We start from the raw sequence: 20,520 nt of genomic DNA on the forward strand, positions 1-20,520 counted from the left end.
AGACCTATGCAGACCAACCTGAGCGAAGCGGCCAAACGCCTGGCCCACGCCGAGGAAGCCGAACGCATCCTGCGCAGCTGCGTGCACTGCGGCTTCTGCAACGCCACCTGCCCGACCTACCAGGAGCTGGGCGACGAACTGGACGGCCCGCGCGGGCGCATCTACCTGATCAAGCAGTTCCTCGAACAGGACGAGGTCAGCGAGAAAACCCAGGAACACCTGGACCGCTGCCTGACCTGCCGCAACTGCGAAACCACCTGCCCCTCGGGCGTGGAGTACCACAAGCTGCTGGACATCGGCCGCGCCGCCATCGAAGTGCGCGTGCCGCGGCCGCTGGGCGAGCGCCTGCTGCGCGGCGGCCTGCGCGCCATCGTGCCGCGCCCGGCGCTGTTCAAGGCGCTGGTGAACACCGGCGAGGCGCTGCGGCCGATCCTTCCCGTGGCGCTGCGCAGTCACCTGCCGCGGGCCATAGCCCCGGCCGGTGTGCGCCCGGCGGAGCGCCACAAGCGCCGCGTGCTGATGCTCGAAGGCTGCGTGCAGCCGGCGTTGTCGCCGAACACCAATGCGGCCACCGCGCGGGTGCTGGACCGCCTCGGCATCAGCATCGCCACGGCCGCCCAGGCCGGCTGCTGCGGCGCCGTGGACTACCACCTCAACGCCCAGGACACCGGCCTGGACCGCGCCCGGCGCAACATCGACGCCTGGTGGCCGGCCATCGAGAACGGCGCCGAGGCCATCGTGCAGACCGCCAGCGGCTGCGGCGCCTTCGTCAAGGAATACGCCTACCTGCTGCGCGACGACCCGCAGTACGCGGCCAAGGCCAAGCGCGTCAGCGAGCTGGCCAAGGACCTGGTCGAGGTGATCCGCGCAGAACCCCTGGAAAACCTCGGCCTGCACTGCGACCAGACCCTGGCCTTCCACTGCCCCTGCACCCTGCAGCACGCCCAGAGGCTCGGCGGCGCCGTCGAGGCGGTGCTCAAGCGCCTGGGTTTCAACCTCACCGCGGTGCCCGACAGCCACCTCTGCTGCGGCTCGGCCGGCACCTATTCACTGACCCAGCCGGAGCTCTCGCACAAGCTGCGCGACAACAAGCTGGACGCCCTGGAAAGCGGTCGGCCCGACCTGATCGCTACCGCCAACATCGGCTGCCAGACCCACCTCGACGGCGCCGGACGCACCCCCGTCCGGCACTGGATCGAGCTGGTCGACCACGCCCTCACCACCGGAAGCTGACGCCATGCAAAGCAAAGCCGTACTGACCCAGGGCGAAGTCGCCCGCATCCTCGCCGCCGCCCGCGCCGAAGCCCAGGCCAACCAATGGGCGGTGGCCATCGTCGTGGTCGACGACGGCGGCCACCCGCTGGCCCTGGAGCGCCTCGACGGCTGCGCGCCGGTCGGCGCCTACATCGCCACCGAGAAGGCCCGCAGCGCCGCCCTGGGCCGCCGCGAGACGCGCCTGTACGAGGAAATGATCAACAACGGCCGCACCGCCTTCCTTTCCGCCCCGGTGCTGCAGGGCACCCTGGAAGGCGGCGTGCCGGTGATCCACGAGGGCCAGGTGATCGGCGCGGTCGGCGTGTCCGGCGTGCAGGCCGCGCAGGATGCCCAGGTGGCCAAGGCCGGCGTGGCCGCGCTCTGAGCACTCGACGAACACAGGAGAACCTTGCGATGACCCAACGAATCACCCGCCAGCGCCTGCAGGTCGCCGACGTACTGCAACGCTTCATCGAGGACGAGGCCCTGCCGGGCACCGGTGTGCAGGCCGAGGCCTTCTGGCAGGGCTTCGACGCCCTGGTCCACGAGCTGGCGCCGAAGAACCGCGCGCTGCTCGCCGAGCGCGACCGCCTGCAGGCCGAGCTGGACAACTGGCACCGCGCCCACCCCGGCCCGATCCAGGACATGCCGGCCTACCGCGCCTTCCTCGAATCCATCGGCTACCTGCTGCCGGCGCCCGCCTCGGTGCAGGCCAGCACCGCCAACGTCGACACCGAGATCACCCAGCAATCCGGCCCGCAGCTGGTGGTGCCGGTGATGAACGCGCGCTATGCGCTGAACGCCGCCAACGCCCGCTGGGGCTCGCTGTACGACGCGCTCTACGGCACCGACGCGATCAGCGAGGACGACGGCGCCGAGAAGGGCAAGGGCTACAACCCGCGCCGTGGCGAGAAGGTCATCGCCTTCGCCCGCGCCTTCCTCGACCAGGCCGCGCCGCTGGCCCAGGGCAGCCACGCCGACGCCACCGCCTACCGCATCGAGCAGGGCCAGCTGCGCGTGACCCTGGAGGACGGCAGCGTCGCCGGCCTGGCCCAGCCGCAGAAATTCGTCGGCTACCAGGGCGAGCCGCTGGCGCCCAAGGCCGTGCTGCTGAAGAACAACGGCCTGCACTTCGAGATCCAGATCGACTCCACCAGCCCCATCGGCCAGACCGACGCCGCCGGCGTGAAGGACGTGCTGGTCGAGGCCGCGCTGAGCACCATCCTCGACTGCGAGGACTCGGTCGCCGCGGTGGACGCCGAGGACAAGACCCTGGTCTACCGCAACCTGCTGGGCCTGATGAAGGGCGACCTCAGCGAGGCGGTGGAGAAGGGCGGCAAGAGCTTCGTCCGGCGCATGAGCGCCGACCGCCAGTACACAGCTGCCGATGGCTCGGCGCTGACCTTGCACGGCCGCTCGCTGCTGTTCATCCGCAACGTCGGCCACCTGATGACCACCCCGGCGATCCTCGACGAGAGCGGCGCGGAAATCCCCGAGGGCATCATGGACGCGGTGCTCACCGGCCTGGTGGCGATCCACGACCTGCAGCGCAAGGGCAACTCGCGCACCGGCAGCGTCTACATCGTCAAGCCGAAGATGCACGGCCCGCTTGAGGTGGCCTTCGCCGACGAACTGTTCGGCCGCGTCGAGGACGTCCTCGGGCTGCCGCGCAACACCCTGAAGATGGGCATCATGGACGAGGAGCGGCGCACCAGCGTCAACCTCCAGGCCTGCATCGGCGCCGCCGCGGCGCGGGTGGTGTTCATCAACACCGGCTTCCTCGACCGCACCGGCGACGAGATGCACAGCGCCATGGAAGCCGGCCCGATGCTGCGCAAGGGCGACATGAAGGGCACGAAATGGATCGCCGCCTACGAGCGCAACAACGTGCTGGTCGGCCTGGCCTGCGGCCTGCGCGGCCGCGCGCAGATCGGCAAGGGCATGTGGGCCATGCCCGACCTGATGGCGGCCATGCTCGAACAGAAGATCGGCCACCCGAAATCCGGCGCCACCACCGCCTGGGTACCGTCGCCCACCGCCGCCACCCTGCACGCGCTGCACTACCACCAGGTGGACGTGCAGGCGGTACAGGGCGAGCTGCAGAAGGTCGACCTGGCCAGCGTGCGCGACGAGCTGCTGAACGACCTGCTGAGCGTCCCGGTGGCCGCGTCCGCCGACTGGAGCGCCGAGGCCCGCCAGGAGGAGCTGGACAACAACTGCCAGGGCATCCTCGGCTACGTGGTGCGCTGGGTCGAGCAGGGCGTGGGCTGCTCCAAGGTGCCGGACATCCACGACGTGGGGCTGATGGAAGACCGTGCCACCCTGCGCATCTCCAGCCAGCACATCGCCAACTGGCTGCACCACGGCGTGGTGCCCGAGGCCCAGGTGCGCGAGACCCTGGCGCGCATGGCCAAGGTGGTGGACGCGCAGAACGCCGGCGACCCGGCCTACCGCCCGATGGCCGCGGACTACCAGGGTTCGGCGGCCTTCCAGGCGGCCAGCGACCTGGTCTTCAAGGGCCGCGAGCAGCCCAGCGGCTACACCGAGCCGCTGCTGCACGCCTGGCGCCTGCGCTACAAGGCGCAGCACTGAAGCTGCCCTTGTAGGTGTAGGAGCGAGCTTGCGCGCGAACGGGGCTCACCCGAGGCTTCGGTGTCCTGCTGTGACTCCGCTCCCTCTCCCTAACCCTCTCCCTGAAGGGAGAGGGGACCGTTCGGCGTGCTCGGATATTTCAGAGTCAGCCGGCAGCTCTGCAGTTTCCGGCTGAAACCATTCCTTCTCTCGGCACGGGCTAGCCCCCTCTCCCTTCAGGGAGAGGGCTGGGGAGAGGGACTCTTCAGGACGCGCACCAACCCCAGCCGGCAGAACACCGTTCGCGAGCAAGCCCGCTCCTACGAAAAGCCAACCCCCCCACGCACCACCCATCTTTGGTTGGCCCTGAATGAGCGTCCAACCGCCCAGCGGCGTCTTGGCGCACGCCGGGAATTGCGTTAGCGTGCGGCCGCAACCGTGGTAACCCGCTCGAGGGGTAGACAATGAAAAAGTGGCAATGCGTAGTCTGCGGACTCATCTACGACGAATCCCAAGGCTGGCCGGAAGAGGGCATCGCAGCGGGCACCCGCTGGGAAGACGTGCCCGAGGACTGGCTGTGCCCGGACTGCGGCGTCGGCAAGCTGGACTTCGAGATGATCGAGATCGGCTGAGCCGTCCCGGCATCCCTGCGAGCGGCGGCCAGTGGCCGCCGTTTTCGTCTCCGGTCCCGTGCTTGAGCGCTTCGCGCGGTTGGCCGCGCTGCCGCCGGGCGGCGGCGACCCTGCCCTTGGCGGGGGGCCGAAAAGTGCGCTAGGTTGCCCTGGCAACCCGCAGGAGGTTCGACGATGCGCAAGTGGCAATGCGTGGTCTGTGGCTTCATCTACGACGAGGCCCTCGGCCTGCCCGAGGAGGGCATCGCCCCCGGCACCCGCTGGGAAGACATTCCCGCCGACTGGTTCTGCCCCGACTGCGGCGTGGGCAAGATCGACTTCGAGATGATCGAAATCGCCTGACAGGCCCCGCGAAACCCTGAATTCCACCGAGCCGGCCAGGGCCGCTCGGTCCCGTTCGATGTGGAGAATCCAATGAGCGAGAACGCACCGCTGGTGATCATCGGCACCGGCCTGGCCGGCTACAACCTGGCGCGCGAATGGCGCAAGCTGGACGCGGAAACCCCGCTGCTGCTGATCACCGCCGACGATGGCCGCTCCTACTCCAAGCCGATGCTCTCCACCGGCTTCTCCAAGAACAAGGACGCCGACGGCCTGGCCATGGCCGAGCCGGGCGCCATGGCCGAGCAGCTGAAGGCGCGCATCCTCACCCACACCCGCGTCACCGGCATCGACCCGGGGCACAAGCGCATCTGGATCGGCGAGGAACAGGTCGAGTACCGCGACCTGGTGCTGGCCTGGGGCGCCGAGACCATCCGCGTGCCGGTGCAGGGCGACGCCCTGGACGCCATCTTCCCGATCAACGACCTGGAGGACTACGCGCGCTTCCGCGCCGCAGCCGCCGGCAAGCGCCGCGTGCTGCTGCTGGGCGCCGGCCTGATCGGCTGCGAGTTCGCCAACGACCTGTCCGCCGGCGGCTACCGGATCGACGTGGTCGCGCCCTGCGAGCAGGTCATGCCCGGCCTGCTGCACCCAGCTGCCGCGGCGGCCGTGCAGGCCGGCCTGGAGGGCCTGGGCGTGCGCTTCCACCTGGGCCCGGTGCTCAACCGCCTGGAGCGCGCCGGCGAAGCCCTGGAGGCGCACCTGTCGGACGGCCAGGTGATCCCCTGCGACCTGGTGGTCTCGGCCGTCGGCCTGCGCCCGCGCATCGACCTGGCCGCCGAGGCGGGCCTGGAGGTCAACCGCGGCGTGGTGGTGAACCGCGAGCTGCGCACCTCCCACGCCAACATCTACGCCCTGGGCGACTGCGCCGAGGTCGACGGCCTCAACCTGCTCTACGTGATGCCGCTGATGAGCTGCGCCCGCGCCCTGGCCCAGACCCTGGCGGGCAAGCCGACGGCGGTGGCCTACGGCCCCATGCCGGTCACCGTGAAGACCCCGGTGTGCCCGCTGGTGGTCTCGCCGCCGCCGCGCGGCAGCGATGGCCAGTGGCTCGTGGAAGGCTCTGGCGCGGACCTCAAGGTGCTGTGCCGGGATACCGCCGGTCGCTTGCTCGGTTACGCCCTGACTGGCGCGGCAGTCGGTGAAAAACTCTCGCTGAACAAGGAGTTGCCGGCACTTCTGGCTTGAAAGTCCTCGGTTATGGCGTTTCCGTCATGGGAATGTATCCGCAAATTGTCTGACGATACTGGCGTACCAGCTTGCGGCGTGCCATCCTCCCCCCGTCTGCCGCAGCCTAGAGCCTGTAGGGCCTGGGCCGCGGTGCCTTAGGCGCTGTTGGGAAGACAGCACGGACACAAAAACAACAAACCGTCAAAGAGGCATCTATGCGTAAACCAGAACTCGCCGCCGCGATCGCCGAAAAGGCCGACCTCACCAAAGAACAAGCCAACAAGGTGCTGAACGCGCTGCTGGATGAGATCACCGGCGCGCTGAACCGCAAAGACAGCGTCACCCTCGTTGGTTTCGGCACCTTCATCCAGCGCCACCGTGGCGCCCGCACCGGCAAGAACCCGCAGACCGGCCAGCCGGTGAAGATCAAGGCCAGCAATACCGTCGCCTTCAAGCCGGGCAAGGCCCTGAAGGACGCTGTCAACTAAGGCTGTTCCCAGCCCCGGAGCCCATGCGGCTCCGGGCTACCAAACGGTTACATTTCCCTTCGAAAGTACGGATGTAGTCCTTTCTCGATCCCGCTACAATGCGCAGCCATCTGTCTCGAACGCGTCGAGGTCTGTGCATGAAATTCCGTCTTCTGTTGTGGTTCCTCGGCCGTATGATGGCCAGGTCCTCGCGCGACAACCCGGCCTTCCGCAAGCAGCTCGAAGGCAAGGACCTGGTGTTCCAGCTGCACAGCCTGGACGGCAAGGTCGCCCGCCACTACATCGTCCACGACCAACGCGTCAGCGCCCGCCGCGGCGTGCACCCGCAGCCGGCCTTCGCCATCGGCTTCCGCGACAGCGCCTACGGCTTCGCCACCCTCACCTCGAAGAACCCGCAGCTGGCCTTCATGCAAGGCATCCAGAACAAGGACATCCAGATCCAGGGCAACCCGGCGCTGGTGATCTGGTTCCAGGGCCTGGTGAAGTACCTCAAGCCGAAGAAGAAGGCTGCGGCCAAGGCGGTGGAGAAGGAAGCGGCCTAAGGCCATGCCCCTGTAGCCGGACATATCGGCGCGGATCGCGGATGAGATCCGCTCCTACGCTGCGCCACCCACACCGCTCCCATGTAGGAGCGCGCCCTGCGCGCGAAATCGCGGGCAGGGCCCGCTCCTACAGGTCTGTCCGCGATGGCCAATGGCGGACACGAAAAAGCCGCTTCCTCGAAAGGAGGCGGCTTTTTTCATTTCCGCAGCCAGATCAGTGCGGGCTGTTCATCTGCGAGGCCAACTCGCGCAGCACGGCTTCGGCGTCCAGTACCTTGCGCACCGCGTCTTCGGCCCTTTCCCGGGGGATGTCCAGGCGGTCGAGCAGGGCCTGCGGCACGCCCTGCTGCGGGCCGCTGCCGATGCCGTTCTGGCGCAGCAGGCGGGTGGCCAGGCACACCAGGTTGGCGTAGGCGGCGTTGGGGCCGGCGTAGTCCGGGTCGTGCTGGAAGCGCAGGGCGGTGTAGATCTCTTCCGGCATGTCCCAGGCGCGCATCAGCCAGGCGCCGATCTGCTCGCGGGTGATGCCCAGCAGGTGCTGCTCCACCAGGTCGTGGGGCACGTGGGGGTTGACCTCCAGGTGGCGGCAGATCAGCGAGAAATGCGGCGGGAAGATGTGCGCCAGGACCAGGTAGCCGATGCTGTGCAGCAGCCCGCCGAGGTAGGTCAGGCCGGCTTCCGGGCGTTCGGCGCGGGGCACGGCGCGGGTCAGGCCCTCGATCACCGCGGCGGTGTAGATCGCCTGCTGCCAGTAGGGCGTGGCGTGCTGCGGCTGGTCCTTGGGCAGGCTCAGGGTCTTGCCCAGGGCCAGGCCGAGGGCCAGGTTGATCACCAGGTCGAAGCCCAGCACGCGGACGATGGCGTCTTCCACCGAGCGGATCTTGCCCGGCGCGGCGTAGTAGGGCGAGGCGGCCCAGCTGACCACCTGGGCGGCCAGCGCCGGGTCGGTCTCGACCACGCCGGTGATGTCGTCCACGGTGGCGTTGGGGTCCACCCGCAGCTTGATGATCTTCTGCGCGGTCTTGGGCAGCGGCGGGATCTCGATGGTCTCTTCCAGGCGCTGCTGGATGCGCCGCGCGGTGAAGGCCTGCACCGCCTGGGTGATCTCGGCGCGGTCGTCGTTGGGGCGGTCGAGGTTCGGCCGGATCTGCTCCAGGGGCACGCCGAAGCGCGCCGCGCTGGCCTTCTCCAGCAACTGGCGGAAGTCGCCGGTGGCGATCTCCAGCAGGGTGCCGGGGTTGCCGGACTCGATCAGCAGCTGCGGCTCCTGCAGCAGGCGCTCGTCGTACAGGCAGGGCGAGCTGGTCAGCGGCGGCAGCGCCGGCAGGCGGCTGAGCTGGTGCTTGCCGAGCATGCGTTCCAGGCGCTCGGGCTTGATCGCCAGCAGCTTGCGCCCGGTCAGTTCGGTGAGGCGGTTGAGGTCCAGCAACTGGTTCTGCGGGAAGAGCACCAGCAGGGTGCCCACCGAGTCTTCCAGCAGGCTCGCCTGCACGCGGCGCGCGCTCGGCAGTTGGTCGCTGTCGGGCAGCTCGCGGCAGGGCACGCCGAGGCGGCCGAGCAACTGGAGGATGACCGAGGGGGCGGGGAGGGCTTCGGCGAGTGCGGCTTCGCTCATGGGCTTTGTGATCCGGTTAGCAACTGCTGCCGGGAGTATACCCAGCGGCTATTCGTGACTGGCCAGTCATCCGACCGGTGAAATTGAAGCGGGTCACACTTGGCCGTATTGCTGGCCGTGTCGGAGCCAGCGCTCCAGCAGCGGGCCGACGTGCTGCGGCCAGCGCGCCAGCAGGGCCTGGGCGGCGTCGCGCACCGCCGGCAGCAGGTCGGCGTCGCGCATCAGGTCCGCGACCTTGAACTGTAGCAGACCGGTCTGCCGCGTCCCGAGCATCTCGCCGGGGCCGCGCAGCTCCAGGTCGCGCTCGGCGATGACGAAGCCGTCGCAGGTCTCGCGCATGATCGCCAGGCGCTCGCGGCCGATCTGCGACAGCGGCGGGTGGTAGAGCAGCACGCAGTGGCTCGCCGCGCTGCCCCGGCCCACGCGCCCGCGCAGCTGGTGCAGCTGGGCCAGGCCGAGGCGCTCGGGGTTCTCGATGATCATCAGGCTGGCGTTGGGCACGTCCACGCCGACCTCGATCACCGTGGTCGCCACCAGCAGCTGCAGCAGGCCTTCCTTGAAGGCCTCCATCACCGTGGCCTTCTCCGCCGGCTTCATGCGCCCGTGGATCAGGCCCACGCGCAGCTCGCCGAGGGCCGAGGCGAGCTCCTCGTAGGTGGTCTCGGCGGCCTGGCAGGTGAGTTCCTCGGATTCCTCGATCAGCGTGCACACCCAGTAGGCCTGGCGGCCTTCGCGGCAGGCGGCGCGGACGCGCTCGATCACCTCGATGCGGCGGCTGTCGGCGACCAGCACGGTGTTCACCGGGGTGCGCCCGGGCGGCAGCTCGTCGAGGATCGAGGTGTCCAGGTCGGCGTAGGCACTCATCGCCAGGGTCCGCGGGATGGGCGTGGCGGTCATGATCAACTGGTGCGGGCAGAGCCGGCCGTCGATGCCCTTCTGGCGCAGGGCCAGGCGCTGCTGCACGCCGAAGCGGTGCTGCTCGTCGATGATCACCAGGGCCAGGCGCTTGAACTTCACCTCGTCCTGGAACAGCGCGTGGGTGCCGACCACCATGGGCACGCCGGCGGCGATCTGCTCCAGCGCGGCGGCGCGCGCCTTGCCCTTGAGCTTGCCGGCCAGCCAGGCGACCTCGATGCCCAGCGGCTGCATCCACTTGCTGAAGTTGAGGTAGTGCTGCTCGGCGAGGATTTCCGTGGGCGCCATCAGCGCCACCTGGTAGCCGGCCTCCAGGGCCTGCAGCGCGGCCAGGGCGGCGACCACCGTCTTGCCTGCTCCGACGTCGCCCTGCACCAGGCGCAGCATGGGTTCGGGCTGCGCCAGGTCGTAGGCGATCTCGGCGCCCACGCGCTGCTGCGCGCCGGTGGGGGCGAAGCCGAGGTTGGCCAGGAAGCGCTGCGGCAGTTTCTTCGCCGGCGGCAGTTCGGGCGCGTGCTGGGCGCGCAGGCTCTCGCGCAGGCGCTGCAGCGACAGCTGGTGCGTCAGCAGCTCCTCGAAGGCCAGGCGGTGCTGGGCCCAGTGGCGGCCCTCGGCCAGTTCTTCCAGGTTGGCGTCCGGCGGCGGCCGGTGCAGGTAGCGGATGGCCTCGTCGAGGGGCGCCAGGCGGTAGTCGCGGGCCAGCTCCTCGGGCAGCCAGTCGGGCAGGCTGTTCGGCCCCAGGCGCGCCAGGGCCTGCTGGCTGAGGGTGCGCAGGCGCTGCTGGGTGAGGCCCTCGGTGGTCGGGTAGATGGGCGTCAGGGTCTGTTCCACCGGGGCTGGCGTCGCGTCGTTCAGCGCGCGGTACTCGGGGTGGTAGATCTCCAGGCCCGAGGCGCCGGGACGGGCCTCGCCGTAGCAGCGCAGGTGGGTGCCGCGCTTGAGGCCTTCCTTCTGCGCCTGGCTGAAGTGGTAGAAGCGCAGGCTCAGGGTGCCGCTGCCGTCCTGCAGGCGCACCAGCAGGCTGCGGCGCTTGCCCATGACCACGTCGGCGCCGGAGACCACGCCCTCGACCACCGCGTCCTGGCCCGGGCGCAGCGCGCCTATGGGGGTGACGCGGGTGCGGTCCTGGTAACGCAGCGGCAGGTGGAAGAGGATGTCCTGGAGGTTCTCCAGGCCCACCCGCGCCAGCTTTTCCTCCAGCGCGGCGCCGACGCCCTTGAGCGCCGTGACCGGAACGTTGGCCAGCTCGGTCATGCCGGTTGGGCGTCGCCCTTGGCGGTCGGCCGGGCCACCGAGCACAGGCGGATGGAGTCGGCCAGCACCTCGATGGCGCGCGGCCGCGGGAAGCTGGCGCGCCAGGCGATGGCCACGGTGCGCAGCGGCGCCGGCGCGGTGAACGGGCGGATCTCGATCACCCCGGGGGCGTAGTGGTGGCTGTCCACCGCCGAGAACGGCAGCACCGACACGCCCAGGCCGGAGGCGACCATGTGGCGGATGGTCTCCAGCGAGCTGGATTCCACGGTGGTGTGGCGGTTCTCCTCGCCCTTGCGGGTGGTCGGGCAGGCTTCCAGCACCTGGTCGCGGAAGCAGTGGCCCTCGCCGAGCAGCAGCAGGCTCTTGTCGTTGAGCATCTCGGCGTCGATGGTCTGCCGGGCGGTCCAGGGGTGGTCGGCCGGCATCAGCACGTAGAAGGGTTCGTCGAACAGCGGCAGGGTGAGGACGTCGGCCTCCTGGAACGGCAGGGCGATGATGATCGCGTCCAGCTCGCCGGTGCGCAGCTTGTCGCGGAGGATGTGGGTGAAGTTCTCCTCGATGTACAGCGGCATCTGCGGCGCCACCCGGTGCAGCTGCGGGATCAGGTGCGGGAACAGGTACGGGCCGATGGTGTAGATGGCGCCGACCTTCAGCGGCGAGGTCAGCTGGTTCTTGCCGGCCTGGGCCAGTTCGCGGATGCCCTGGGCCTGCTCCAGCACCTTCTGCGCCTGGGCGACGATGCCTTCGCCCACCGGGGTGAGGCGCACCGCGCTCTTGCTGCGCTCGAAGATCAGCACGCCGAGTTCGTCCTCGAGCTTCTTCACGCCGACCGACAGGGTCGGCTGGCTGACGTGGCAGCGCTCGGCGGCGCGGCCGAAATGCTGCTCCTGGGCGAGCGTGACGATGTAGCGCAGTTCGGTGAGTGTCATGGCGACTAATCCGTTGAGTTGGGCCAAGCATAGCGGCTGCGCGGTTGCGAACCAACCGCGCTAAACTCCGGGGCCCTGTCTTTAGGAGGCGAAGATGTCCGCGAATGTTCTGATCGCCGGTTGCGGCGACGTCGGCAGCCGCCTCGGCCGCCAGTTGGCCGCCGATGGCTGGCGCGTGTACGGGCTGCGCCGCGATATCACCGCGCTGCCCGCGGGCATCCTGCCGGTGGCCGGCGACCTGGGCGGCGTCGACTGCCCGCCGGCCTGGCCCGAGGGCGAACTGGACTACCTGGTGTACGCCGCCGCCGCTACCCAGCATGACGAGGCCGGCTACCGCGCCGCCTACGTCGAGGGCCTGCGCCACTGCCTGGGCTGGCTGCGCCAGCGCGGGCAGCGGCCGAAACGGCTGCTGTTCGTCTCCAGCAGCGGCGTCTATGCCCAGGCGGACGGCGAGTGGATCGACGAGACCTCGCCGGCCGAGGCGCAGCAGTATTCGGGGCGGGTCATGCTGGAGGCCGAGCGCGTGGCGCTGGACAGCGACATCCCCGCGAGCGTGGTGCGCCTGACCGGCATCTACGGCCCCGGCCGCGAGTGGCTGCTCAGGCAGGTGCGCGAAGGCTACCGGGTGGCCGTCGAGCCGCCGCTGTACGCCAACCGCATCCACGCCGAGGACGCCGCCGGGCTGCTGGCCTGCCTGCTGCGCGCCGATGCCGCGGGCAAGCGCCTGGAAGACTGCTACATCGGCGTGGACGATGCCCCGGCGCCGCTGGCCGAGGTGCTGGACTACCTGCGCGGGCTCATGGGCGTCGCGCATTGGGCGGACGAGCAGAGCGTGCGCCGCACCGGCAGCAAGCGCTGCAGCAACGCCCGCGCCAGGGCGCTGGGCTGGGTGCCGCGCTACCCGAGCTACCGCGAGGGCTACGCCGCCATCCTCGCCGGGCGCGAGGACTGAAGTGGACGCCAACCGGCTGCTGGCGCGCCCCTGGCTGCCCGGGGTGGAGCTGTTCCACGCGGACTTCTCCGGCCAGCCGTTCGGCCGCCACAGCCACGACGCCTTCGCCATCGGCGCCATCCTCCAGGGCGCCGGCGGCTACCAGTGCCGTGGCGCGCGCCACGTGCTGCCGGCCGGCACCCTGTCGCTGATGAACCCGGAGGAGCCGCACACCGGCAATGCCGAAAGCGAGCGCCTGGTCTACCGCATGCTCTACATCGAGGAATCGCGGCTGCTGCCGCTGCTGGGGCGCAAGCAGCTGCCGCGCGGCTTCCAGGAACTGAACCCGGGCGACGACGGCCGTGTCGCGGCTTCCCTGACGCGGGTGGCCGGGGAATTCGAGCGCAACGACGCACTGGGCCTGGAGAGCGAGCTGCTGGCATTGCTGGAGCTGGTCTTCGTGCGCCACGGCGGCATGCGCCCAGCGGCACCGGCGAGCCGCGACGGCGGCGTCACCGCGCGGCTGCGCGACTATCTGGAAGGCCACTACCGCCAGGCGGTGAGCCTGGAGCAGCTGGCCGCCCTGGTGCAGCGTCACCCGCGCCACCTGATCGAGAGCTTCCGCCGCGCCTACGGCGTGCCGCCGCACACCTACCTGCTGCAGCGCCGGGTGCGCGAGGCCAAGCGCCTGCTGGTGGAGGGCGCCACGCCCATCGAGGCGGCGCTGGAGCTGGGCTTCTGCGACCAGGCGCATTTCTCCACTACCTTCCGCCGCTTCACCGGGGTCACCCCGGGGCGTTTCCGCAGCGCCACGCGCACCTGAGTTTCCTACAAGACCGCCGCCGCGACGCCTGGCCAGACTGGCTTCCCGCCACTTCCGGGAGAACGCCATGTTCGCCGCCTTCGCGCTGGTCGCCAGCACCCACTTCGCCGCCCTGCTGTCGCCGGGGCCGGACTTCTTCCTGCTGATCCGCGCCGCCCTGCTGCGCGGCCGCCGCCACGCCGACGGCTGTGCCAGCGGCATCGCCCTGGCCAACCTGGCGAGCATGGGGCTGGTGCTGCTGGTCCTCGGCCAGTTGCCCGACCTGGCGAACCACGGCCTGCGGGCGGTGCAGCTGCTGGGCGGGGCCTACTTCGTCTGGCTGGGCGCCCAGGCCGTGCTGGCCCGGCGCGAACTGGAGATGCCGGGGGAATCCGCAGGGCAAGGCACCGGAGGCTTCTTCCGTGGCCTGCGCGAGGGCTTCCTGGCCAGCAGCCTGAACCCCAAGCTGCCGATCTTCTACACCGGGCTGTTCGGCGTGCTCGGGCCTTTCCACCTGCCAGCCTGGGCGCTCGGGGCGTGCGTGCTGTGGATGGGCGCGGTGGTGCTGCTCTGGGACCTGGCGCTGGTGCGCCTGCTCGACCGGCGGCGCTGGCGCGGCTGGCTGCAGCGCCGGGTGCGCACGCTGGACCGCGCCTGTGGCGCCCTGCTGCTGGCGCTGGGCGGCTGGTTGCTGTGGCTGGGCGTGCGCTGAAGGCGCCGCGCGGGGCGGCGCCGTGGGTTCAGTCGCGCTCCAGCAGCCAGACGCGCTTGCCCGGGGTGTATTCGGGCATCTCGTCGGCCTGGGCGCGGTTCACCGCTTCGAAGAGTTCCAGCTTGTCGTCCTCGCGCTGGAACAGGTACTCGCGGCCCTGGCGGCCCTGCTGCAGCCAGATGCTGTCGCTGTCGCCGCTCATGGCGGCGCAGTCGCCGGCCAGGCACAGGGCGTAGCGGTCGGCGCCGGGCATGCCCTCGACGCGGCCGTCGGCCTGGAAGGTCACCTTGGCGCCTTGGCCCTGGCCTTCCTGGATCACCCAGGTGCCCTTGAGGAAGCTGCCGTACAGGGCGCGCTGGAAGCTGGCGCCGATGGGCGCCTGGGCCTGCTGTTCGGGGCGGGCGAAGCGCTGTTCCGGCCAGTTCTCGCTGCCCACCTGCACCAGTTGCTTGCCGTCCACCGCCAGCGCTTCCTGCTTGCTGCCGTAGAAGGCCACCTGCCAGTGCTTCTTGTCCGCCGGGTCCTGGCTCAGCTGGCCTTCGCCCTGTTCGAAACCGTTGCTGTAGGTGGCCTGCTGGTTCCTGGTGTCGAGCCGCCATTCCAGGTTGGGGCCGTAGGCCAGCAGCGCTTCGCGCAGCTTGCCGCTCTTGCTGGCGGCGTCGATGGCGGCCTGGTTGATCCAGGTGCCGGACGGATCGGGGGTGCCGGCGCAGCCGGTCAGCAGGCCAAGCAGGGCGCTCAGGACGAGGGCGCGACGCATGCGGGTGCTCCTTGCGGACGAACGGGGAAAAACGAACGGGGCCGCGAGGGCCCCGTTCGGGAGGAGAGGATCACTCCAGGACGACGATGGCGTCCATCTCGACCTGGGCGCCCTTGGGCAGGGCGGCCACGCCGATGGCGGCGCGCGCCGGGTAGGGCTGGGTGAAGTAGCGGCCCATGATCTCGTTGACCTTGGCGAAGTGCGACAGGTCGGTGAGGAAGATGTTCAGCTTGGCCACGTCGTGCAGGTAGCCGCCGGAGGCCTCGATCACCGCCTTGAGGTTCTCGAACACCTGCACGGTCTGCTCCTCGAAGCCCTCGACCAGTTCCATGGTCTGCGGGTTCAGCGGGATCTGGCCGGAGACGTAGACGGTGTTGCCGGCCTTGATCGCCTGGGAGTAGGTGCCGATGGCCGCGGGGGCCTTGTCGGTGTGGATAACGGTCTTGGTCATGTCGACTCCTTGCGAGGGGTGGGATCAGCTGCGCACGCGGGTGATCCGGACCACCCCCTTGAGCGCGCGCAGCTTCTTGATGACGCGGGCCAGGTGCACGCGGTCGTGTACGCTGACCACCAGTTGGACCACGCTGACGCGACCGTCGCGCTCGTCCATGCTGATCTTCTCGATGTTGCCGTCGGCGGCGTTGACGCTGGTCGCCAGCAAAGCGATCAGGCCGCGCTGGTGTTCCAGCTCGACGCGCAGCTCGACGTTGAACTCGCCGGTGACATCCTTGGCCCAACTGAGCTGGATGCATTTTTCCGGGTTGTTGCGGATTTCGCTGATGTTCTTGCAGCTTTCCAGGTGCACCACCATGCCCTTGCCGGCCGACAGGTGGCCGACGATGGGGTCGCCGGGGATCGGCGTGCAGCACTTGGCGTAGCTCAGCACCAGGCCCTCGGTGCCGCGGATCGCCAGCGGCCCCTCGGCGTTGGTGGCGGCGGCGTTGCCTTCGCTGGAGAGCAGGCGGCGGGCGACCACGTAGGCCATGCGGTTGCCCAGGCCGATCTCTTCCAGCAGGTCCTCGAAGACCTCCATGCGGTACTCGTTGAGCACGCCCTGGATGCGTTCGGCGGGGATCTTCTCCAGGTGGCTGTCGAAGCCGGCGAGGGTCTTGTTCAGCAGGCGCTCGCCGAGGCTGATGGACTCGGAGCGGCGCTGCTGCTTGAGCGCATGGCGGATGTGCGTGCGCGCCTTGCCGGTGACCACGAAGTTGAGCCAGGCCGGGTTCGGCCGGGTGCCCGGCGCGGTGACGATCTCCACCGTCTGGCCGCTTTGCAGCGGCTCGGACAGCGGCGCCAGGCGGCGGTTGATGCGGCAGGCGATGCAGCTGTTGCCGACGTCTGTGTGCACCGCGTAGGCGAAGTCCACCGCCGTGGAGCCCTTGGGCAGCTCCATGATGCGGCCCTTGGGCGTGAAGATGTAGACCTCGTCCGGGAACAGGTCGATCTTCACGTTCTCGATGAATTCCAGCGAGTTGCCGGCGCGCTGCTGCAGTTCGAGGATGCCCTTGACCCACTGGCGGGCGCGGGCGTGGGTGCCTTTCTGCACCTCGTCCTCGTTGGACTTGTACAGCCAGTGCGCGGCGATGCCGTGGTTGGCCATCTCTTCCATCTCGCGGGTGCGGATCTGGATCTCGATGGGCACGCCGTGCATGCCGAACAGGGTGGTGTGCAGCGACTGGTAGCCGTTGGCCTTGGGAATCGCGATGTAGTCCTTGAAGCGGCCGGGGAACGGCTTGTACAGGTTGTGCACGGCGCCGAGCACGCGGTAGCAGGTGTCGACCTTGTCGACGATGATGCGGAAGGCGTAGACGTCCATGATCTCGTTGAACGCCTTGCGCTTGCCGCGCATCTTCTTGTAGATGCTGAACAGGTGCTTCTCGCGGCCCAGCACCTGGCCTTCCATGCCTTCGCAGGCGAGGCAGTTGACCAGCGATTCCTGGATCTTGCCGACGATCTCGCGGCGGTTGCCGCGGGCCTTCTTGACCGCCTGGCGGATGCGCTCGGAGCGCATCGGGTGCATGGCCTTGAAGCCCAGGTCCTCGAACTCCACGCGCATGCTGTGCATGCCCAGGCGGTTGGCGATGGGCGCGTAGATTTCCAGGGTTTCCTTGGCGATGCGCCGGCGCTTCTCGCCGGACAGCACTTCCAGGGTGCGCATGTTGTGCAGGCGGTCGGCCAGCTTGACCAGGATCACGCGGATGTCGCGGGCCATGGCCATGGCCATCTTCTGGAAGTTCTCGGCCTGGGCCTCGGCCTTGGACTCGAAGTTCATCTGGGTCAGCTTGCTGACCCCGTCCACCAGTTCCGAGACGGTCTCGCCGAACTGCGCGGTGAGCGCTTCCTTGGCGATGCCGGTGTCCTCGATCACGTCGTGCAGCATGGCCGCCATCAGGCTCTGATGGTCCATGTGCATGTCGGCGAGGATGTTGGCGACGGCGAGCGGATGGGTGACGTAGGCCTCGCCGCTGCGGCGGCGCTGCCCGTCATGGGCCTGCTCGGCGTAGTAGTACGCACGGCGGACCAGGTTGACCTGGTCCGGGCCGAGGTAGCTCGAGAGCCGGTCGGCGAAGGCGTCTATGCTCGGCAAGGCATCACCCCCTGCCGAGTGGACGGCGCCTGTGGTCGTCGGCCGGTCATCGAATTACAGGGCCTCGTTGTTGGCCTCGTCCTCGAAGGCGGCGAACAGCGGTTCTTCTTCAACCACGTCCTCCTGCTGAACGACTTCAGCATCGACCAGGCCGGAAGCGATCTCGCGCAGGGCGACCACGGTGGGCTTGTCGTTTTCCCAGGCTACCTTCGGCTCCTTGCCGCCGGTGGCCAGCTGGCGCGCGCGCTTGGTGGCGAGCATGACCAGCTCGAAACGGTTATCGACGTTGTCCAGGCAGTCTTCGACGGTGACGCGGGCCATGGTGTTCCTCGTTGCGGAAAAATGGAGCCCGGGTTTCCGGGCGGACTGAATAGTCTAAAAAATCGCCAATCTTTATGGAAGGGCCGTTTGTTATGCCGACGGCTGCAACAACTCGCCGAGCAACCGCTCGTGGCGCTTCTGCTGGGCGTCCTGGCGCAGCTGGCGGGCCCGGAAGATCGACTTGAGGTCTTCCAGAGCATGGGCGAAATCGTCGTTGATCACCAGATGATCGTACTCGACGTAGTGGCTCATTTCGTTGACGGCCTCGTACATGCGCCGCTCGATCACCTCGTCGCTGTCCTGGCCGCGGTTGGTCAGGCGCTGGCGCAGGGCGTGCTGGCTCGGCGGGAGGATGAAGATCGACTGCGCGTGGGGCATCAGCCGGCGCACCTGCTGGGCGCCCTGCCAGTCGATCTCCAGGATCAGGTCGAGGCCTTCCTCGAGGGTCTTTTCCACCCAGCGCTGCGAGGTGCCGTAGAGGTTGCCGAAGACTTCCGCGTGCTCGAGGAACTCGTCGCGCTCGAGCATGGCGGTGAAAGTGTCACGGCCGACGAAATGGTAGTTCACCCCGTCCACCTCGCCCGGGCGCATGCCGCGGGTGGTGTGGGAGACCGAGACGCGTACGCTGGGCATGGCCTCGAGCAGCGACTTCACCAGGCTGGTCTTGCCGGCGCCGGAAGGCGCGGAAACGATGTAGAGGGTGCCGGACATGGCTGAATCCTGGGGCTATGGGTGGAAAGCGAGCGTGCGGCTCACTCGATATTCTGGACCTGCTCGCGCATCTGTTCGATGAGCACCTTGAGGTTCACCGCGGCCTGGGTCGAGCGCGGGTCGAAGGCCTTGGAGCCGAGGGTGTTGGCCTCGCGGTTGAGCTCCTGCATGAGGAAGTCCAGGCGGCGGCCGGCGGCGCCGCCGGCCTTGAGCACGCGGCGCACCTCGGCGACGTGGGTGCTCAGGCGGTCGAGTTCCTCGGCGACGTCGCTCTTCTGCGCCAGCAGGACCATTTCCTGCTCCAGGCGCTGCGGGTCGGCTTCCAGCTTCAGTTCGGCGAAGCGGTCGAGGATCTTCTGCCGCTGGTTGCCGAGCATCTGCGGCACCAGTTCACGCAGGTTGGCCACTTCTTCCTGCATGGCGCCCAGGCGCTCGTCGATGATCCGCGCAAGCTCGGCGCCTTCGCGGGCGCGGCCGGCCTTGAGCTCGTCCAGGGCCTGGTTGAAGGCGGCCATGGCCTCGGCGTTGAGCGCCTGCGGGTCGGCGGCGTCGCCCACCAGCACGCCCGGCCAGGCCAGCACGGCCAGCGGGTCGATCGGCGCCGGCTGCTTGATCAGCGCGGCCACGCCCTCGGCGGCGCCCACCAGTTGCGCGGCGCGCTCGCGGTCGACCTGCAGCGGCTTGCCGGCGGTGTCTTCGTTGAAGCGCAGGGTGCATTCCACCTTGCCGCGCGACAGGCCCTGGCGCAGCGCCTCGCGCACCGGGCCCTCGAGGTCGCGGAAGCTTTCCGGCAGGCGCAGGTTCGGCTCCAGGTAGCGGTGGTTCACCGAGCGCAGTTCCCAGCTCAGAGTCCCATTGGTCCCGGCCCGTTCGACGCGGGCGAAGGCGGTCATGCTGTGAACCATGGGGTTACCTCGTAGTGATTCGGCTGAGAGCCTGGTTACGACCTGCTGCGCGTCGGCATGACTGCGTTGAAAGCAGGCGAGTGATGCTCATTTAGCGGACTAAACTGCGCTCCCTCGCCTGCTTTCGCCTTGTCCTGCTCTAGCTCGCGAGATCGTAAACAGGCTCTGAAGCGATGAAATGTCATCGTGAACCGGCAATTGTACCCCAGCGCGGCGGGCCATCGCACGCCGGCGGTGGTTGCCGGCGGGCGCGGGCCTCTATAATGGCCGCCAGTATCCGTTCGAATCTCGCATAGGAAGTCTCGATGAACCGTCCCAGTGGCCGCGCCGCCGACCAGTTGCGCCCGATCCGCATCACCCGCCACTACACCAAGCATGCCGAAGGGTCGGTGCTGGTGGAGTTCGGCGACACCAAGGTGATCTGCACCGTCAGCGCCGAGGCCGGCGTGCCGCGCTTCCTCAAGGGCCAGGGGCAGGGCTGGCTGACCGCCGAGTACGGGATGCTGCCGCGCTCCACCGGCGAGCGCAACGCGCGCGAGGCCAGCCGCGGCAAGCAGGGCGGCCGCACCCTGGAGATCCAGCGCCTGATCGGCCGCTCGCTGCGCGCCGCGCTGGACCTGACCAAGCTGGGCGAGAACACCCTGTACATCGACTGCGACGTGATCCAGGCCGACGGCGGCACCCGCACCGCGTCCATCACCGGCGCCACCGTGGCGCTGATCGACGCCCTGGCGGTGCTGAAGAAGCGTGGCTCGCTCAAGGGCAACCCGCTCAAGCAGATGGTCGCCGCGGTGTCCGTGGGCATCTACCAGGGCGTGCCGGTGCTGGACCTGGACTACCTGGAGGACTCCGCCGCCGAGACCGACCTGAACGTGGTGATGACCGATGCCGGCGGCTTCATCGAGGTGCAGGGCACCGCCGAGGGTGAGCCATTCCGCCCGGCCGAGCTGAACGCCATGCTGGAGCTGGCGCAGCAGGGCATGCGGGAGCTGTTCGAACTGCAGCGCGCCGCGCTGGCCGACTGACACGGGAGGGCGGGG

The 20,520-nt window shown here is 69.1% G+C and carries 21 protein-coding genes; 12 read left to right on the forward strand and 9 right to left on the reverse strand.

The genetic code is table 11. The features are described 5' to 3' along the window. Window positions 1-6 precede the first annotated feature (6 nt). The 8 genes from glcF to PKO50_RS31740 all read left to right on the forward strand — a co-directional run bounded on the left by glcF (window position 7) and on the right by PKO50_RS31740 (window position 7,038). Window positions 7-1,233 (forward strand): glycolate oxidase subunit GlcF, encoded by a 1,227-nt coding sequence (gene glcF, locus PKO50_RS31705; protein ID WP_275628222.1) that lies wholly within the window; start codon window positions 7-9, stop codon window positions 1,231-1,233. Between the two features lie 4 nt (window positions 1,234-1,237). Continuing rightward, window positions 1,238-1,639: a heme-binding protein gene (locus PKO50_RS31710; RefSeq protein WP_275628223.1), complete on the forward strand. Its 402-nt coding sequence runs from the start codon at window positions 1,238-1,240 to the stop codon at window positions 1,637-1,639. A gap of 29 nt (window positions 1,640-1,668) precedes the next feature. Then, window positions 1,669-3,846, forward strand: a complete 2,178-nt coding sequence (locus PKO50_RS31715; RefSeq protein WP_275628224.1) for a malate synthase G — start codon at window positions 1,669-1,671, stop codon at window positions 3,844-3,846. A 443-nt stretch (window positions 3,847-4,289) separates the two neighbouring features. Then, window positions 4,290-4,457 carry a rubredoxin gene (locus PKO50_RS31720; RefSeq protein WP_009614173.1) on the forward strand — a complete coding sequence of 56 codons (168 nt, stop codon included), beginning with the start codon at window positions 4,290-4,292 and terminating at the stop codon, window positions 4,455-4,457. Window positions 4,458-4,631: 174 nt separating this feature from the next. After that, window positions 4,632-4,799: a rubredoxin gene (locus tag PKO50_RS31725; RefSeq protein ID WP_275628225.1), complete on the forward strand. Its 168-nt coding sequence runs from the start codon at window positions 4,632-4,634 to the stop codon at window positions 4,797-4,799. Window positions 4,800-4,871: 72 nt separating this feature from the next. Continuing rightward, the gene (locus PKO50_RS31730; protein WP_275628226.1) at window positions 4,872-6,026 is read left to right on the forward strand and encodes an FAD-dependent oxidoreductase; all 1,155 of its coding nucleotides are present in this window, start codon (window positions 4,872-4,874) and stop codon (window positions 6,024-6,026) included. A gap of 197 nt (window positions 6,027-6,223) precedes the next feature. Beyond that, window positions 6,224-6,496 carry an HU family DNA-binding protein gene (locus PKO50_RS31735; protein WP_009614168.1) on the forward strand — a complete coding sequence of 91 codons (273 nt, stop codon included), beginning with the start codon at window positions 6,224-6,226 and terminating at the stop codon, window positions 6,494-6,496. Between the two features lie 137 nt (window positions 6,497-6,633). Next, window positions 6,634-7,038, forward strand: a complete 405-nt coding sequence (locus PKO50_RS31740) for a helicase (protein WP_109937172.1) — start codon at window positions 6,634-6,636, stop codon at window positions 7,036-7,038. 214 nt (window positions 7,039-7,252) lie between these two features. Here the strand turns inward: PKO50_RS31740 and PKO50_RS31745 are convergent, their stop codons facing one another. From PKO50_RS31745 to PKO50_RS31755, 3 genes are all read right to left on the reverse strand, one after another. Continuing rightward, a complete protein-coding gene (locus PKO50_RS31745; RefSeq protein ID WP_275628227.1) occupies window positions 7,253-8,653 on the reverse strand; it encodes an aminoacyl-tRNA deacylase and HDOD domain-containing protein in 1,401 nt (466 codons plus the stop codon). A 93-nt stretch (window positions 8,654-8,746) separates the two neighbouring features. Beyond that, entirely contained in the window at window positions 8,747-10,822 is a 2,076-nt protein-coding gene (gene recG / locus PKO50_RS31750; protein WP_275628228.1) for an ATP-dependent DNA helicase RecG, read from the reverse strand. Further along, complete coding sequence (locus PKO50_RS31755) at window positions 10,819-11,751, reverse strand: hydrogen peroxide-inducible genes activator (protein WP_089390735.1); 933 nt, start codon at window positions 11,749-11,751, stop codon at window positions 10,819-10,821. Before PKO50_RS31755 ends, recG begins: the two co-directional genes overlap by 4 nt. Window positions 11,752-11,845: 94 nt before the next feature. Between PKO50_RS31755 and PKO50_RS31760 the strand changes: the two genes are divergently transcribed. The 3 genes from PKO50_RS31760 to PKO50_RS31770 all read left to right on the forward strand — a co-directional run bounded on the left by PKO50_RS31760 (window position 11,846) and on the right by PKO50_RS31770 (window position 14,196). Continuing rightward, window positions 11,846-12,703 carry an NAD-dependent epimerase/dehydratase family protein gene (locus tag PKO50_RS31760; protein WP_275628229.1) on the forward strand — a complete coding sequence of 286 codons (858 nt, stop codon included), beginning with the start codon at window positions 11,846-11,848 and terminating at the stop codon, window positions 12,701-12,703. A 1-nt stretch (window position 12,704) separates the two neighbouring features. Next, window positions 12,705-13,505: an AraC family transcriptional regulator gene (locus PKO50_RS31765; protein ID WP_109937169.1), complete on the forward strand. Its 801-nt coding sequence runs from the start codon at window positions 12,705-12,707 to the stop codon at window positions 13,503-13,505. A gap of 67 nt (window positions 13,506-13,572) precedes the next feature. Further along, entirely contained in the window at window positions 13,573-14,196 is a 624-nt protein-coding gene (locus PKO50_RS31770) for a LysE family translocator (RefSeq protein ID WP_109937168.1), read from the forward strand. A gap of 28 nt (window positions 14,197-14,224) precedes the next feature. Here PKO50_RS31770 and PKO50_RS31775 read toward each other — a convergent pair whose 3' ends face one another. The 6 genes from PKO50_RS31775 to PKO50_RS31800 form a co-directional block, all read right to left on the reverse strand. Beyond that, window positions 14,225-14,956, reverse strand: a complete 732-nt coding sequence (locus PKO50_RS31775; RefSeq protein WP_275628230.1) for a hypothetical protein — start codon at window positions 14,954-14,956, stop codon at window positions 14,225-14,227. 70 nt (window positions 14,957-15,026) lie between these two features. Continuing rightward, the gene (locus PKO50_RS31780) at window positions 15,027-15,407 is read right to left on the reverse strand and encodes a RidA family protein (protein ID WP_089390740.1); all 381 of its coding nucleotides are present in this window, start codon (window positions 15,405-15,407) and stop codon (window positions 15,027-15,029) included. Window positions 15,408-15,431: 24 nt separating this feature from the next. Then, window positions 15,432-17,543: a bifunctional GTP diphosphokinase/guanosine-3',5'-bis pyrophosphate 3'-pyrophosphohydrolase gene (gene spoT / locus PKO50_RS31785; protein WP_275628231.1), complete on the reverse strand. Its 2,112-nt coding sequence runs from the start codon at window positions 17,541-17,543 to the stop codon at window positions 15,432-15,434. A 54-nt stretch (window positions 17,544-17,597) separates the two neighbouring features. Continuing rightward, window positions 17,598-17,864: a DNA-directed RNA polymerase subunit omega gene (rpoZ, locus tag PKO50_RS31790; protein ID WP_009614145.1), complete on the reverse strand. Its 267-nt coding sequence runs from the start codon at window positions 17,862-17,864 to the stop codon at window positions 17,598-17,600. Window positions 17,865-17,954: 90 nt separating this feature from the next. After that, complete coding sequence (gmk, locus tag PKO50_RS31795) at window positions 17,955-18,575, reverse strand: guanylate kinase (RefSeq protein ID WP_275628232.1); 621 nt, start codon at window positions 18,573-18,575, stop codon at window positions 17,955-17,957. A 41-nt stretch (window positions 18,576-18,616) separates the two neighbouring features. Then, on the reverse strand, window positions 18,617-19,480 hold the full coding sequence (locus PKO50_RS31800) for a YicC/YloC family endoribonuclease (protein WP_275628233.1): 864 nt from the start codon (window positions 19,478-19,480) through the stop codon (window positions 18,617-18,619). A gap of 305 nt (window positions 19,481-19,785) precedes the next feature. Between PKO50_RS31800 and rph the strand changes: the two genes are divergently transcribed. Then, the gene (rph, locus tag PKO50_RS31805) at window positions 19,786-20,505 is read left to right on the forward strand and encodes a ribonuclease PH (protein WP_275628234.1); all 720 of its coding nucleotides are present in this window, start codon (window positions 19,786-19,788) and stop codon (window positions 20,503-20,505) included. The last annotated feature ends 15 nt before the right edge of the window (window positions 20,506-20,520 follow it).

This window comes from Pseudomonas sp. 273 (genome assembly GCF_029201425.1).
GTDB classification, from domain to species: Bacteria; Pseudomonadota; Gammaproteobacteria; order Pseudomonadales; family Pseudomonadaceae; genus Pseudomonas; species Pseudomonas delhiensis.

Bases quoted from the DNA above. Each gene is read 5' to 3' on its own strand.
- PKO50_RS31760 (WP_275628229.1), top strand. From the start codon at position 11,846: ATGTCCGCGAATGTTCTGATCGCCGGTTGCGGCGACGTCGGCAGCCGC.
- PKO50_RS31710 (WP_275628223.1), top strand. From the start codon at position 1,238: ATGCAAAGCAAAGCCGTACTGACCCAGGGCGAAGTCGCCCGCATCCTC.
- gmk (WP_275628232.1), bottom strand. From the start codon at position 18,575: ATGTCCGGCACCCTCTACATCGTTTCCGCGCCTTCCGGCGCCGGCAAG.
- PKO50_RS31720 (WP_009614173.1), top strand. From the start codon at position 4,290: ATGAAAAAGTGGCAATGCGTAGTCTGCGGACTCATCTACGACGAATCC.
- PKO50_RS31735 (WP_009614168.1), top strand. From the start codon at position 6,224: ATGCGTAAACCAGAACTCGCCGCCGCGATCGCCGAAAAGGCCGACCTC.
- PKO50_RS31725 (WP_275628225.1), top strand. From the start codon at position 4,632: ATGCGCAAGTGGCAATGCGTGGTCTGTGGCTTCATCTACGACGAGGCC.
- PKO50_RS31730 (WP_275628226.1), top strand. From the start codon at position 4,872: ATGAGCGAGAACGCACCGCTGGTGATCATCGGCACCGGCCTGGCCGGC.
- PKO50_RS31715 (WP_275628224.1), top strand. From the start codon at position 1,669: ATGACCCAACGAATCACCCGCCAGCGCCTGCAGGTCGCCGACGTACTG.
- PKO50_RS31740 (WP_109937172.1), top strand. From the start codon at position 6,634: ATGAAATTCCGTCTTCTGTTGTGGTTCCTCGGCCGTATGATGGCCAGG.
- PKO50_RS31800 (WP_275628233.1), bottom strand. From the start codon at position 19,480: ATGGTTCACAGCATGACCGCCTTCGCCCGCGTCGAACGGGCCGGGACC.
- glcF (WP_275628222.1), top strand. From the start codon at position 7: ATGCAGACCAACCTGAGCGAAGCGGCCAAACGCCTGGCCCACGCCGAG.
- PKO50_RS31755 (WP_089390735.1), bottom strand. From the start codon at position 11,751: ATGACACTCACCGAACTGCGCTACATCGTCACGCTCGCCCAGGAGCAG.
- rpoZ (WP_009614145.1), bottom strand. From the start codon at position 17,864: ATGGCCCGCGTCACCGTCGAAGACTGCCTGGACAACGTCGATAACCGT.
- PKO50_RS31775 (WP_275628230.1), bottom strand. From the start codon at position 14,956: ATGCGTCGCGCCCTCGTCCTGAGCGCCCTGCTTGGCCTGCTGACCGGC.
- rph (WP_275628234.1), top strand. From the start codon at position 19,786: ATGAACCGTCCCAGTGGCCGCGCCGCCGACCAGTTGCGCCCGATCCGC.
- recG (WP_275628228.1), bottom strand. From the start codon at position 10,822: ATGACCGAGCTGGCCAACGTTCCGGTCACGGCGCTCAAGGGCGTCGGC.
- PKO50_RS31770 (WP_109937168.1), top strand. From the start codon at position 13,573: ATGTTCGCCGCCTTCGCGCTGGTCGCCAGCACCCACTTCGCCGCCCTG.
- PKO50_RS31745 (WP_275628227.1), bottom strand. From the start codon at position 8,653: ATGAGCGAAGCCGCACTCGCCGAAGCCCTCCCCGCCCCCTCGGTCATC.
- PKO50_RS31780 (WP_089390740.1), bottom strand. From the start codon at position 15,407: ATGACCAAGACCGTTATCCACACCGACAAGGCCCCCGCGGCCATCGGC.